The organism is Puia dinghuensis, from assembly GCF_014642875.1.
Taxonomy (GTDB): domain Bacteria; phylum Bacteroidota; class Bacteroidia; order Chitinophagales; family Chitinophagaceae; genus Puia; species Puia dinghuensis.
This window is the reverse complement of the sequence record NZ_BMJC01000004.1, coordinates 899,495-914,570: the sequence shown is the minus strand read 5'-3', so window position 1 is coordinate 914,570 and position 15,076 is coordinate 899,495. Positions and strand designations below refer to the sequence as shown.

Below are 15,076 nucleotides of genomic sequence, written 5' to 3'. Positions count from 1 at the left end.
CGTGACGGTGGATCACTGCACGGAATGACCGCTCCAACAATGCTTCATCCGGCAAGCCCTTCAACCGGACGACCCATGGTATATGATAATGCCGGCTTCCTTCCAGCCGGTCTACGAACCACAATCGTTCCTGGTTGAATGACAATGGCGGTCGTTCCATCTGCTGCCGTTGCCTTACGATCCCCACCCAGTCCACCTCCGCAGCCGCCTCCCGCTGCCGTAAGAGGATGGACAAGCCCGTTATCGTCGGATAAGAAAAAATATCCTTGATCGACAACTCCAAGCGCCACTGCCGACGTATGGCCGCTATCAATTGCGCTGCGAGCAGGGAGTGCCCTCCCAGGGAGAAGAAGTTGTCGTTGATGCCGATGCTGTCAATCCCCAGCAACCTGGAGAAGGTCTCCGACAGAGATTGTTCCAGCATATCGCGGGGCGCCTCGTAAGAGACGCCCTCCGTCGCTGCGGCCGCCGGTTCCGGCAGGGCACGTTTATCCGCTTTACCGTGCACCGTCAGCGGGATGGTGTCCAACTCCATCCAAAGTGCGGGGATCATGTGATCCGGTAGCCGGTTTCGCAGGTAGTCCGCTATTTCTCCTCTGTTATACTCCGGCCCGGGCACTACATAGGCCACCAGCCTGTGCTGCCCGTTGTGGTCCTCTTTGGCCGTCACCACTGCCTGCCGGACGAGGCCGCTTCGGCGGATGGTGCTCTCGATCTCCCCTGGTTCTATCCGGTAACCCCGGATCTTCACCTGGTCGTCCAGTCTTCCCAGGTATTCGATGTTGCCGTCCGGCAGCCATCGACCCAGGTCTCCTGTCTTGTAAAAACGCAGTCCTTCTTCAAAACCGAATGGATCAGGGATAAACTTTTCCGCTGTCAGTTCCGGTTTGTGCAGGTAACCCTGTGCGACGCCCTCACCGCCCAGCCAGATCTCACCGGCGATGCCAACGGCGCATTGCCGGCCGGCAGGATCGACTATGACGATCCGGGTGTTGGAAAATGGGGCACCGATGGGAACAGTATGGTATTGTTTGCCGGGATCTATCCGGCAAATGGTTTTGCCGATGGTGGCCTCCGTCGGACCGTAGTGATTATACACCGCTCCCACGTACCCGGCCCGGAATACATGGTCCAGTACGAAGGGGGGGAGGGCCTCTCCTCCAAAGATGAGAACCTTACGGGGCAATGGCGTCTCTCCGGCCGATACATAAGACATCCACAGGGAAGGAACAATCTTTATACAGTCGATGGCATGGGCATCCAGGTAAGCGGACATTGCCCTGCCATCGGTCACCAGCGCTTCCGGCAGAATATGGACCACGCCACCTATGGCCAGTGAGGCAAAAAGGATGGAATACCCGGCATCCGCCACCAGTGAGGCGATAAGGCCGAATGAACGGCAATTGTCAAACCTGGCGCTCCGGATCATCCCGGCGAGATGATCGGCCAGGGCCCGGTGTTGTATCATCACTCCTTTGGGTCTTCCCGTGGATCCGGAGGTATAGATCACATAGGCGAGATCTTCCGGATGCAGGGGCTCAGGCGTCCCGGGTCTTGTCTGCACAGCAGGACCGTCTTCACGGATATCCAGCCATTCCACCTTTTCCCCTTCCGCGGTCATCTTTTCCCGCAGCGCGGGATTCGAAAGACAGACGCGGCAATCAATATCTTCTATCAAATAGCGAAGATGCTCCACCGGATATTCGGGATGGATGGGCACGAAGGCGGCGCCTGCCTTCCATATGCCCAACAATCCTACGACCATGTCCAGACTACGTTCTACGCAAACCCCTACCAGGTCGCCCTTGCCTATTCCTCTTGCGCGTAGATTATCTCCCACGCGGACTGCTTGTTGGTCCAGTTCCCGATAGGTCAACCGATGCGTTCCGCAGATAAGCGCGACATCATCTCCGGCCTTCTCCGTCCGAGTCTCGAAAAGTTGCAGCACTGACGAAGACCGGGGATAGTCGACGATCGAATGGCCAAACCCCTCGAGCAAACCGTACTCTGTTGCGGGAATGGGATCTATGGCGCCAACACGATCGAGGGGTTGGTGCACACAGGCTTCGAGCACTTTGCAATACCCCTGGAGGAAAAGATCTACCAGTGTCTGAAACACCTCGTCACACTTCAGGTCCAGGCGCACCCGTACGCAGCGGCCGTCGTCGACGATGGAAAGGCCGATGTCGAATTGAGTGTTGCCTACTTGGGCATTCTCCAACAGTATGTCGGGATATATGGACAGGTCCGTGAAGCCTGTGTCGCCGGCACCTGTTTTGATCATATTGAATACGGCCTGACATAAGGGGACCAGCCCTGTCCTGTCCCTTTGGTTCGCCGCCCGTACCATTTCCTCGTAGGGAAAGTCGCTGTTCCTGAAGCTGCTTATCATATCCGCATTGACCTTGTCGAGGAGGCCGCCGGCGGTATCTTCATCGCTGATATCCTGTATATGGAGCAGCCGTTTTGCAAACAACCCGATGACGTTTCCGTATTGTCTTTTTCCAAACCCGCGCCCGTTCACGACATTGCCGATCGCCAACCGTCCCTGGCGAGAATACTTGTATAAGAAGAGGAAATAGGCAGTCAGGAAAACCGAAGAGTACAACACTTTTTTCTTCAAGGACATGGTGCGGATCGCTTCCGCCAACCCGGCCGGCAGCTGTATCTCCCTGTAGTACATGCGGGGCTGGGCGGTTTTATTATACAACGAAAGGTCCAGGGCCGGCCACCGGCCGGACATGCGATCCATCCAATACTGCCGTTGCCGCTCCCATCCAGGGGATCCGGTCAACGTATGTTGCGCCGAAGCGTATTCCTGGTAGCGTTCGTCCGGGGACAGTAACGGCCCCATATCGCCGGACAGTATCCTGTTATAGCAATGGGCGAGCTGGTTCCAGAACACTTCCATAGACGTTACATCGGTGGCGATGTGATGGATCGTCAGGATAAAAAAATGGACATCGCCGAAATCGAGTACCTTGAATCGCACCAGCGGTCCGTTCTCCAGGTCGAAAGCCTGTAGTTCTTCGCGCGTCGATTCCTCCCGCATGATGTCCAGCATATAAGCGTCACCGTTGCCCTGTAACCGGACATAACGATAGATGTCGTCAAGGCGGGTCGAAGGATGGATCACCTGGTATAAAACGCCCTCCCTGAGCAGGAAGCTCGTCCGCAATGACGGGTTTCCGGCGACCACTGCTTCCAGGGCGCTTTGCAGCGCCTCTTTCCGGAGCAAGCCTTTATAGGCCCGTTTTTGTGTAAAGTTCCAATAGGCAGCGGCTCCCACGGCGGAATGGAACCATATGCCTTGTTGTTGTATCGATGCCGGGATCATATGTATATTTCAATAGGTGAACCCAATGGTATCTTTGGCCAACGCTTCTTTGACTGCAGCTGCCAGTGTCTTGCTCACGAAGTCCCCGAACAACACGCCTTGCCGGGTCAATACCAATTCTTCCTTGTCCGGAGTGATATACCCTTTGCACCGAAGTTCCTCAATGATCTCCGGGACCAACTGGAAATAATCGAATCCGAATTTGTCCACGAACTCTTTTTTGCTGTAGGAGAACAGCCGCACGGCACAAAGCAGGATCTCTTTTACGATCATATCCTTATACGACATGGGAAAGGTGCGGTAGACCGGGATGATCCCTGCCTTCACTTTCTGCACATATTGAGGAACATTATTCAGGTTCTGGTAGTTGAGGTTTCCGAGCTTTCCAAAGGAAGAGGCGCCGTACGCGACCATATCCTGTCCCCTCCAGGTATATTCGATGTATTTGCTTTGGGCGTCGTTCCGGGTGAATGCAAAGGTGCTCCACAGGGTGTATCCTGCACCCAGTATCGCCTGTATCGCTCTTTCCATGAGGTCGATCTCAAAGACATCCGAGGGCAATTGGATCTCGTTGCCATGTACTCCTTTTCTGAAAAAGTTGGTATTGGCGTAGGTCTTCATTTTGTAGACGGTGAGCATGTCCGTTTCCTGCTCTATTGCCGTCGCGACCGACCGTTCCCAGGTGGATACCGATTCACCGGCCAGGCCGCTCAGGAGGTCAATGTTGATCTCGAACCCACCCGTCTCCTTTACGATCTTTATAGATTGGATCGCCTGTGCCGCAGTGTGTTTCCTGCTGCTCAGCCGGATCACCTCATCGTCGAAGGATTGTACGCCCATGCTGAGGCGGTTGACCCCTCCTGCTTTCCACCACTCCAGCTTGCTCCGGTTGAACGTACCCGGTTCGGCCTCGAAGGCAAATTCCGCATCTTGTATACGGTGATACCGGTGAAGCGCTTCGATCAACTTGTTGAATTGCTTTTCCGTCAACACGGACGGAGTTCCTCCCCCTATATAAATGGAGTTTACTTTCCGGTTTTGCAGTCCAAACGTTTCGCTGACCAATTGTATCTCCTGGCACAGGCTGTCCACGTATTCGTCGACCTGTTCTCTGGATTTGATGATCTCCTTCATGTAGAAGCAGTAGTCGCAAATCTGGATGCAAAAGGGAATGTGGATATAGATATTCACCCCTTCTCCCGACAGCAGCCGGTCGTTATGGCTGTTGTTCCAGTATTTGTAGAATGGATAGTTGGTATAGAACTCTTCCCGCGTTGGCAGGCTGCGGTTGCCGTTGAGGTGCAGGGCGATCGCATCGAGATCGGTGGAAGGGCCCGTGATGCGGGCGGAATAGTCAAAGGTTGCCATCTGTTGGGATATTTTTTGATGAGATTACTTCTCTGCGATCATGATCATCGATTTGGCCACGTTATCGTAGGGAGAACCGGCAAAATCGCCGTATATACGGATGCGGGAAAAGCCGGTGTCCTCCAGGTAGCCCTTTAGTTCGGTGGCGGAGTACAAACGGTGATAGGCCACCATTTCCTGTTGCATTCCATTTCGGGTAATCGTCCGGCGGCATTCGAGGCGGTTCCAGTTGTCGAGTATCCTGCTCTTTGCGATGACCTTGCAGTCTTCGAATTCAAGGTGTTCCTCTTCCCGGAAAGTAGCGGCAATCACTTCCTTTCCGAGGATCTCGATCGCGAATTTTCCTCCTTCGCCCAGGGAACGGTATATGTTCCGGAGTACACGCAGGTCGTCCTCTATGTCTTCGAAATAACCGAAGGAGGTGCATAAGTTGACCACCAGATCGTAGGCTCCTTCCCTGTAATATTCCCGCATATCGCTTTGCACGAAGTTGACGGGGAGATCTTCCTTCCGTGCGTTTTCGGCGGCAATGTCCAGGAAGGGCTGAGTGATATCCACGCCGGTGACCTGGAAACCATGTCGGGCAAAATGCAGGGAGTGGCGGCCTATCCCGCAGCATAGGTCGAGTACGCGGCCGCCGGCCGGCAGATCGCCCAGCAGCTTGATCAGTCTGCCTACCTCTAAAAAGGTCAACCGGACGAGATTCTTGTTAAAGATGACCGGACGCCTCAGCACCCAATCGTCCTCCCGTTCGAACCAGGAATCGTTGTTCATACATGCTATATGTTAGTGTTAGGAAAGAGAATAGCTGCGCTTTGGTCTGGCAGACCGGTTTTTGTTCCGTCTTCATGGGCAAGCCGGTGCAGGGTGTCGAAATACATTTTCGTCAGATGCCTGAGCTCCGCTTCCCCGAGTCCGCCGGGTCTGGAGGAAATCCTCAGAGTAAGATCGCCGGGCGTCTCGAAGACTGCCGCCGATAAGATGAGGTTTTCTTTATAGCGAATGGGTATATGCAGGTCGAGGCGTGCTTCCCCGAAGGTGTACGTTTTTCTGTTTTGATGATATCCGAAGAAAACCTGCGCCAGATGGTTGCCGGCATAGCCATTGCCTCTCCAGATTCTTCGCATGTCCTCGAAAGGATACCGTTGATGGCGAAAAGCTTCGAGGACAGCGGTTTTTAGCGCCTCCATCCAAACATCCAGTGGTTGACCGGATATTCTATTCATCCGGACCGGGACCACGTTAGACAATAATCCGACGATGCGGTCCATGCCATTTTCAAACCGATTGTGCACGGGTAGCAGCACACAGAGATCGGTGGCGGCGCTGACATGGTATAGGACCTGGAAATACCCTGCGAGTAACAGTTGAAATCGGGTCAACCTTCGGGTGCGAAGGTATCTGTTCATGTCCGGAAGCAAACCGAAGGGAAAGGGCGTCACGACATAGGTGGCCTCCCGGCCGGTCTCCAGTACCCCCAAAGAAATGGGCGGGATATCCCGGGACAGTTGCTTGGTCCAAAATGATCCGTCTGCGGTGTATGCCGCGGAATGTGTGTAGGCATATACCCGGCGTTGAAAATCGGCAAACTGGGGTTTGGCGGTCTCCTGGCCATCGGTATTATAGGCTGACTCGAGTTCGTCCATCATGATCTTAATCGATTCGCCGTCCGAATTGATATGGGGCAAATCGAGATGCAAATACTGATCGCCGTTGGGGAGCAAAAGGACGAAAGCCCTTAGAAGGGGCGGGCAGCCAAAGTCGAACGGACGGGTGACCTTGCGGATCTCTTCATCGATGTCATCAGAGTTGCATGGTATCCATTCCGGTGTAAATTGAACGTCTTCGGCGGTGCGCTGGCATACCTTTCCCCGGGTGAGATAGTATCCGGTTCGGAGGCTTTCGTTGGCGCGGATGATCCTGGCAAAGGCGGTCGTCAGTCGATCGGGATCGAGTGCCCCTGCTATCTGCAATGTTATGGAGGAATTGGGAAACGTCTCACCGGGATGTAGCTTCTTTTGCAGGAACAGGTCCCGTTGGGTGGGCGAAGCCAGCTGAGGGTCAAAACCTTCCGGTTCCGGCGCTTTTTTTGCAGGGCCTTCCGTCCTGTCGTCAATAAACCGGGCCAGCCGGCCGATGGTTAGCGGCGTCATCAATTCGGCGGATAGCCATTCCAGTGAGAATTGTCTGCTCAGGTCATAGTTCAGCTGCATAAGCTTTAAGGAGTCCCCACCCAGCGTAAAGAAATCGTCATCCGGGTCTATGTGCGCCGTCCCCAGCAGCCTGCACCAGATGTGCCGGAGGATACCGGCGGTGCCTTCTTCCGGGCCGGGTTCCCGGCGATCGTCGCCGGGCTCAGGCAAGGCCTGCCGGTCTATCTTGTTGTTGACCGTCAAGGGCCACTTGTCCAATAGTACCCATCTTGAAGGGATCATATATTCCGGCAGGCGACCGCGTACTGCCTTTAGAAGACCTTCCTTATCAAAGTCCTCCGCAGGCACGATATATCCAGCCAGGTATATCGTGTCGTGAGCGTCTTTCTTTGCCAGCACGAGGCACTGGCGGACCTGGGAATAGGAAAGCAGGGCATGTTCGACCTCTTTCAATTCTATTCTGTGTCCCCGTATCTTCACCTGGTCGTCGTTCCTTCCCAGAAAGGAGATGTGGCCATCCGGATGGCGTTTCACAAGGTCGCCTGTCCGGTATACCCGCTGCGATCCCCATGTGAGAAAGCGCTGGGCTGTAAGATCTTCTTTGTGCAGATAGCCTCTGGCTACGAGGGGCCCTTCTATATACAGCTCTCCTATCGCCCCTTCCGGCACAGGTTCTCCATTCGCGTCGAGGATATGAGACATCACGGAAGGCAGCGGCCCTCCGAGGGGCACGACGTGGAGGAAGTCTTCCACCTGAGATGGGAAGGTATACGTGAGTACCCCTACGGTCGTTTCTGTGGGCCCATAGTGGTTGATGAGTTTGCAGGCAGGAGATAGCAAGGCCCGGACCCGTTTGGCCAGTCCTGCCGGGCAGGGCTCTCCTCCGAGGATCAGTCTCTTTTGTGGAAGTATGCCGGCGGCGCCGGTATTTCCCAGGAACAATTCCAGCAAAGAGGGCGTGATCTTATAGCAGTCTACCGGGTTTGCTTCGAACTGTTTCCATAGACTGGTGAAATCCGTGTAGCGTTTGACGTCGACAATGTGCAATACCGCTCCGGTACACAAAGCCGCGAATACGGCTGTAAGGCCGGCGTCGGCCGAGAAGGTGCCCAGTATTGCGTAGCTTTTGCAGGGGGTAAGATCTAACTCTCCGATGACGTCCATGATATAGGTGTGGATCTGGGCGTGCTCCACCATCACTCCTTTGGGTTTGCCCGTCGACCCGGATGTATAGATGACGTAGGCCAATTCGTCGGGGGCCGGCAAGGGCATCGGAGATATCTCCCCATCGCCGAACATAGGTATGTCCCGGAGCGCACCGGCATCAATCATCCATTTGCAGGCGGTGTCCGACAGTATATAGCCGATCCGCTCGTCAGGGTTGGCAGGGTCCACGGGAACATAGGCCGCGCCTGCCCTCATGATCCCCATCATAGCTACCAGGATGTCTATTCCCGGACCAAGGATCACGGGAACCAGATCGCCTTTTCCTATACCCTTCTCTCTCAAGCAGTGGGCGATCGCTTCGATGCGCCGGACCAGCGCCGCATAGGTGAGGGTGTCGTCTCCACACCGAACGGCAATGGCGTCGGGGTTTTCTCCGGCCTGCCGGAGAAACCGACCGATGACTGTTCTCTCCCTGTCAAGAAAGTCGTTGATCAGTTGGCACGCCACCAATTGAGGCGGCATGGGCATGCTTTTGGACAATGCTTCGATGCGGCGAGCGAATCCTTCCCTTTCGGACAGTACCTGTTCGAGGGCGGCCCGCAGGTTTTCCCGGGTGAGCGTATCCTCAGATAAATGCAGACCGATGCCCAGTTCCGCGATCTTTTCCGCGGTCAGCTGCTGCTCGGGGATAATGGGAATGACGATCATCGGCGTTCGGGCACCAATCGCTTCATGCACACTGGCCATTCCCCCCCGTGTGATGAACACCGCCGCCTTTTCCAGTACTTCCTGCTGATTGGCGAAAGGGACAACGCGAACGTGCCCGGGTATCGGGCCGAGTTCAGCAGGATCAATTCCCGGACCGAGTGACATGATTGCGGGAAGCGGGCATTCTCTTAACACGTCGAGGCAGATATTATAGAGGGGTATGTCTTTGTTCACGATGGTTCCCATAGCCACATAGATCAACTCCCTGGCCGATCGGGTGTAGCTTGCGGAAGATCTTTCAACAGCCAGCGGGTAGCCGACAAACCGAAATTCTTTGCCGAAGAGGGCTCGCAAAGGTTGAAACGATTCGAGGATGAATGAAATATTCAACTGCCCTTTATTGATATAGACATCCCATAGGTCTGGTTTGCCTTCGAACCCAAGACGCGCGTAAAGGGTGTGATATTTCCGCTGAAAACCGACGGCTTCATGAACCTTATTCGTGCTATTCGACCTGCCGGCGTTGATCCGCCGGAAGAAGGGTAACATGATCCGCTGATCCAATACGAAAGTGGAATAGAGAGTAATGGCGGGCAAGCCAAGCCGCCGGGCCAGCAACTTTCCCCAGACGGCGAGGTGAGAATGCATGATGAAATCGGGCCGTTCGCGTCTGGCCTCTTCCAACAGAAAATCCAGGAGTCCGTCTGCGGCTCCCAGCAGTATCCCGCCGAATTGAAAGTAGGATGTATCCTTATCGATCCGGCCTGCGTAGAATCCGTCGAAATGGGAGGGATAAGGGACGACCCTATAAGGCACGGCTTCAGAAAACGCAAACTCCGCAGAATTGTAGTAGACAAGGTCGTGCCCGGAAGCAGCCAGGGCCCTGACAACCGGCGTCAATGTATTATGGACGCTGACAGATGGAAGACCGAAGAAAAAGCCTTTGGACATATGCTTATACCTGTATATTCACCTTGGAGGAGATGAACCTGGAAAGATGGTCGATGCTGCCGAAGATGTTCGAACTGATCTCATGTTCCTCAAAATTGATATCGAACTTCTTTTCGACGAGTACGATGAGATTGATGATGGCGATCGAATCCAGCCCCAGCCCATCGTCGTAAAGGGATATGTCATCCCGCAGATCACGGATGTCGATGTTTGCGTCCAAATCATCGACGATAACTCCTCTCAGCTTTTCCTTGATGCTGTCTAAGGTTTGCATTGCGCTATTTGTTTTAATGATTTTCGGTGTAACGTCTGCTTAGCAGGGCCCTATCGGCCTTGCCGTTGTTCAACCTGGGCATTTCCCGGATAAAGTGGAACTCGTCCGGTATCATTTGTTTGTTCAATTTATCCTTGCATATTTTGCGTACGGTATCCGCGTCGAAAGCACCTTCCTCTGTTACTTCGCAGACGGCAATCAGCTTTGTCGTCAATCCCTTTGTCACGCCGGCATCCAGGACGATCGCCTGGCGTATCCCCTGGAACAGGTTTTCCAGGCAGGATCCTACTTCATCCAATGACACGAGATAGCCCGATCGGTTGACACAATGATCCATTCTTCCGAGTACCCGGAAATTTCCGGCTTCTTCCGCCATCCCAATGTCTTTTGTAGGATACCATTCTTCCGTGGCCGCCGCCAGCAGACGGCCATGGGGGTCTACATAAGACGCAAAGGGTGCGTTGTGCCGGCAACGTACCTGACCATCCGCATCGATCTTCACCTCCACTCCGTCCAACGGCTTGAGCAGTCCATCCGACTTTTTGCCTTCGGTGGGAGAGGTCGCGATGGCGCCCAGTTCCGTACAACCATAAAGGTTGAACAACGGACCGTACGCCGATTCGAAATCCTGGAAGTCTTTAGTGGCGATCTTTTCTCCCGCCGTTATAAACATCCCGTGCCGTCCCTGCCCTTTTGGAAGCAGCAGCAGCATACGGATGACCGTTGGTGTGACCAGGGTGATGTCAGGCTGAAAAGAAGCCAGTTGTTCCTTTAGTTTGATGGCATTATTGCGATCGATCAGCCGGATACTGGCGCCGGCCATGAGGGCGGGTAACAATCCGACACCAAGGCCGTACATATGACCGATCGGGACGGGTATCAGCACCTTCGATGCAGCGGAATACCCAAATCTTTCCATGCAATTCCGGGCGTTGCGCAACAGGTTCTCACCGTCGAAACGGACGTATTTGGGCGTTCCTGTCGTTCCGGATGAGGCGAAGAACACCGCTCCCGATACCGGTGTATCACCGTTTCCCGCAAATTCAGCATGATCCCGGAGGATAGGACGGTCGGGGTGCTCTCCGTCCACGGATAGTATGCGGTCGCAGAAAGCCGGTATGCTCTTGTCGACGGGCGCCTGAGGCGGCAGAAGGAAAACGTTGATCCGCCGTGACAACAGGTAGAGGATCATCAATACTCCGGAGACCGTATTCTCCGTAGCCATCGCCAGACAGGCAATCTGACCCTGGCCGGCAAAAAAGACATCCAGGCGCTGCATGATGCCCTTGAGCTCGTCGTACGTAAGGCAGCTTGTTTGGTCCGCAATAGGGTTATTTCCTGTATGCGGGGGAATCATCTGGCTCATGATCTTCTCAAGGATTCTTCGTTGAAAAATTCGCAGATGTACCCGATCTCCCGATCTCCTACCCAGTAGTCATATTTCTTTTTGAAGATCAGTTCCGAGCTCACATTCAGTAAACGGGCAAGGTCCGGGTTAACCTCCTCCTTTATCTGTACATTGATCTTTTTGATCATATCGGGATGGTTATAGTGATGAAAGACTATCCCTATGGGCATCATGCCCTCTACTAAGGAAACGTATTCGCCCTTGGTCAGCATACTCTTATTCAGCAAACTTTCGCAGTACAACAAAGGAATGTCAGCGGAATCGAAAAAAAGCTTTACGACTCTTTTGATAAACCACTGGGCTTGGATTTGTACTTCTTCCTGTGATTCCAGGGCCACATGTAAGCGACCGCCCCGAATGGATTCCAGGAATAGCGTTGTGGAGCTATTCAGTTCGACGAGCTTATGCACTAAGCTGCGGGTGCTGTTAGACAACATCAGATAATCTTAATTAAGAAAAGGATGGGTGGGGAAATTGTATGAACAGGTTTGGATGTGCAGGATATAGCTACCGCTACACCCGCTCCATTTGACTATTACAAAAAGAGGGAAATCAATCTTTTAGAGGGAACGCAATCCATGACCTTCAATTCCGACTGTTCAAATTTAATAAAAAATGTTATACGACAAATTAAATCTCGTGCCTATCTGCCGCTGCGGCATAACCGCTGTGGACTAGATAGAATCACTTACGACACATAAATATAACCAGTTAAATAAATGGTGAATCGGAAAAATAATTTAGGTTGAAAAAGATCAATTACTCCAGAAATATCGACCTGTGCTATGCCACCATGTTGCCCATTCAATGCGGGATGGTATTTGATATATACCAAGCCCCGTCACGAAAAAAAGGTTCATAACCAATTAACAGATTTCCGCATCACTTCCTTCCTGCCCAGCAAAAAAGTACTGCGAACGTGGTGTGACAGGCGCAGGTACGTGGAGGAGCCTTTGTTCCCGTCCTACGTCTTTATTTACCTGAACGACCGTCAAACCTATACAAGAAGCCTGGACATGCAAGGCTCCTTGTCATATGTCCGGCTGGGCAAAGAGATTGCCCGCGTCAGCGACGCGGAGGTGAACAATATCCGCCTGGCCACCATCCAGCGCTCTGATATTACGGTATCCGACGGGTTTTTCGAGACTGGCAGGAAGGTGGTGATCAGCCGGGGGGCATTAAAAGGACTTTCCTGCGAGATCGTGGAATACGATCACAAAAAAAAGCTGCTGGTCAGAGTCAGCCTTTTACAGCGGAATATATTAATTTCCATACCTGAACACTACCTCATACCAATCTAGATATGTTTAAACACCTTGTAAAGGTCGCCTGGCGGAATTTCGCACGGAACAAGATCTATAGTTCCATCAACATCCTGGGGCTTTCCATGGGAATGGCCATCGCATTGCTCATAGGGTTGTGGATCCATGATGAATTGTCGTTCAACCAATACCACAAGAACTACGACCGACTGGCGCAGGTGATGTCGCATACGACCGCCAACCACGAAATATTTACCTACCCGTATAATCCCAGCCCGATGGGCGACGAGCTGCGGAACAACTACGGAGACGATTTCAAGACAGTGGTGCTATCCTCCTTTACAGAACGTCCTGTCCTGAGGTATCAGGATAAAAAAATCGTCGAAACCGGTGACTTCATGGAACCCGGAGCTCCCGACATGCTGAGCCTGGAGATGGTGGAAGGAAGCGGGCAAAGTCTGAATGACCCGATGTCTATTCTGCTGTCAGCCTCCACAGCCCGGGCATTTTTCGGCGAAGAGGATCCCCTGGGCAAAATCCTGACGGTAGATCAAAAAACGGAGGCCAAAGTAGCCGGCATATACAAGGACATCCCTTATAATTCCGACTTCAAAGATCTTGCCTTCGTGGCACCCTGGAAAATGTATCTGAGCCTGCACCCGGAAGTCAGGGACAATAAGACGCCCTGGGCCATCAACAACTACCAGGTGTTTGTTGTCCTCGCTGACCATGCAGATCTGGACAAGGTCTCGTCCAGTATCAGGGACGTACGGCTGAGACACATGCCGCCGGAGGCTGCCAGGTCGCGCAAGCCACAGGTTTTCCTACATCCTATGCCCAAGTGGCATCTGTATTCTGAATTCAAAAACGGAGTCAACACAGGCGGTAGGATCCAGTTTGTATGGTTATTTGGGATCATCGGCCTGTTCGTCCTGCTGCTGGCTTGTATCAATTTCATGAACCTGAGTACGGCCCGTTCAGAAATGAGGGCTAAGGAAGTGGGGGTTCGCAAGACTATCGGTTCACTTCGCATCCAGCTGATCCTGCAGTTTTTGACCGAATCCATCCTTTCGGTCCTGCTTGCTTTCATTTTCTCGATCTTATGGCTATGGCTTATACTGCCCTTATTTAACGGTCTTGCCGATAAGCGGTTGAATATCCTTTGGGGCGATCCATTGTTTTGGCTGTATTGTCTCGTCTTTTGCCTTTTCACCGGTTTGGGGGCGGGTTTGTATCCAGCTTTCTATCTGTCCTCGTTCAAACCTGTACGGGTACTGAAAGGTGTTTTCCGGAGCGGCCGGAATGCCGCGCTTCCCCGCAAGATACTCGTTGTGCTCCAGTTCACTGTTTCTGTGGTGCTGATCATCGGCACGATCGTCGTCTTTCGGCAGATCAGATATGCGAGTGACCGCCCGGTAGGCTACGACTGGGACGGTCTTATTTCCATAAACGCCAACTCCGACATCATGAACGGTTTCGAAGTTATCCGAAACGAGCTGAAGAGTTCGGGGGCGATCGTGGACATGGCCGAGGCTACCAGCCCCACGACGGATTATTATGCGGACGGCGGAGCATTCAACTGGCAGGGAAAGGACCCGACGATGTCAGTGGACTTTGCCATAAACATGGTATCCATGCAGTACGGCAAGACGGTGGGGTGGCAGATCAAAGAAGGGCGGGATTTTTCAACCGACTTCCCAAGCGATTCCACTGCGGTTATCCTCAACGAGTCCGCCATCAATTTTATGGGTTTAAAAGATCCCGTTGGGCAAACGATCGAATGGACCGGAAAGCCTTACAAAATTGTGGGTGTTATCAAGGACATCATTTATGAGTCGCCTTACCGCCAGGTGAAACCCTGCGTATTTTTCACCACCGGCTTCAGTACTCATGTCATTGCGGTGAGGATCAATACCCGTATAGGTACTACCCGGGCGCTCGAAGAGGTGGGTCGGGTATTCTCGACCTATGACAAGGGGCATCCTTTTGCCTATACTTTCGTGGACGATGTCTACGCCCAGAAATTCAGCAATGAACGTCGTATTGGCAAACTGGCCGGTATGTTTTCGGTGCTGGCTATTTTTATCAGTTGTCTGGGGCTTTTCGGCATGGCATCTTTTACGGCTGAGCAGCGCATCAAGGAGATCAGCGTCCGGAAAGTGCTGGGGGCTTCCGTTTTCATTCTCTGGCGCCTTTTGTCCAAGGACTTTGTTATCCTCGTGTGCTTTGCCCTACTGCTGGCCATACCACTTTCTTACTTCCTGATGTCCCGCTGGTTGCAAGGGTATGCCTATCGGTCTGGTATTTCCTGGTGGATCTTCGTTATGGCCGCTGCCGGAGCGCTCGTCATCACCTTGCTGACTGTCAGTTATCATATCCTGCGGGCGGCGACAACAAATCCTACGAAAAGTCTGAGAACGGAATAGATATGTGGGATTGCCTGCGGCG

General features: G+C 53.1%; 9 protein-coding genes. 2 read left to right on the top strand and 7 right to left on the bottom strand.

The features are described 5' to 3' along the window. The 7 genes from IEY39_RS21810 to IEY39_RS21780 all read right to left on the bottom strand — a co-directional run. Positions 1 to 3,337 (bottom strand): non-ribosomal peptide synthetase (locus IEY39_RS21810; protein ID WP_188935627.1); only part of this gene is annotated, 3,337 nt, incomplete at its 3' end. Between the two features lie 9 nt (positions 3,338 to 3,346). Then, the gene (hemW, locus tag IEY39_RS21805) at positions 3,347 to 4,705 is read right to left on the bottom strand and encodes a radical SAM family heme chaperone HemW (RefSeq protein ID WP_188935625.1); all 1,359 of its coding nucleotides are present in this window, start codon (positions 4,703 to 4,705) and stop codon (positions 3,347 to 3,349) included. 24 nt (positions 4,706 to 4,729) lie between these two features. Continuing rightward, the gene (locus IEY39_RS21800; RefSeq protein WP_188935620.1) at positions 4,730 to 5,479 is read right to left on the bottom strand and encodes a class I SAM-dependent methyltransferase; all 750 of its coding nucleotides are present in this window, start codon (positions 5,477 to 5,479) and stop codon (positions 4,730 to 4,732) included. A gap of 5 nt (positions 5,480 to 5,484) precedes the next feature. Then, complete coding sequence (locus IEY39_RS21795) at positions 5,485 to 9,684, bottom strand: non-ribosomal peptide synthetase (RefSeq protein ID WP_188935618.1); 4,200 nt, start codon at positions 9,682 to 9,684, stop codon at positions 5,485 to 5,487. A gap of 4 nt (positions 9,685 to 9,688) precedes the next feature. Beyond that, positions 9,689 to 9,958: an acyl carrier protein gene (locus IEY39_RS21790; protein WP_188935616.1), complete on the bottom strand. Its 270-nt coding sequence runs from the start codon at positions 9,956 to 9,958 to the stop codon at positions 9,689 to 9,691. A 13-nt stretch (positions 9,959 to 9,971) separates the two neighbouring features. Next, positions 9,972 to 11,324: a class I adenylate-forming enzyme family protein gene (locus IEY39_RS21785; protein WP_188935614.1), complete on the bottom strand. Its 1,353-nt coding sequence runs from the start codon at positions 11,322 to 11,324 to the stop codon at positions 9,972 to 9,974. Beyond that, the gene (locus IEY39_RS21780) at positions 11,321 to 11,803 is read right to left on the bottom strand and encodes a hypothetical protein (RefSeq protein WP_188935612.1); all 483 of its coding nucleotides are present in this window, start codon (positions 11,801 to 11,803) and stop codon (positions 11,321 to 11,323) included. Before IEY39_RS21780 ends, IEY39_RS21785 begins: the two co-directional genes overlap by 4 nt. Positions 11,804 to 12,151: 348 nt before the next feature. Here IEY39_RS21780 and IEY39_RS21775 point away from each other — a divergent pair, with 348 nt between their 5' ends. Continuing rightward, on the top strand, positions 12,152 to 12,667 hold the full coding sequence (locus tag IEY39_RS21775) for a UpxY family transcription antiterminator (protein ID WP_188935610.1): 516 nt from the start codon (positions 12,152 to 12,154) through the stop codon (positions 12,665 to 12,667). 2 nt (positions 12,668 to 12,669) lie between these two features. Next, positions 12,670 to 15,054: an ABC transporter permease gene (locus IEY39_RS21770; protein WP_188935608.1), complete on the top strand. Its 2,385-nt coding sequence runs from the start codon at positions 12,670 to 12,672 to the stop codon at positions 15,052 to 15,054. The last annotated feature ends 22 nt before the right edge of the window (positions 15,055 to 15,076 follow it).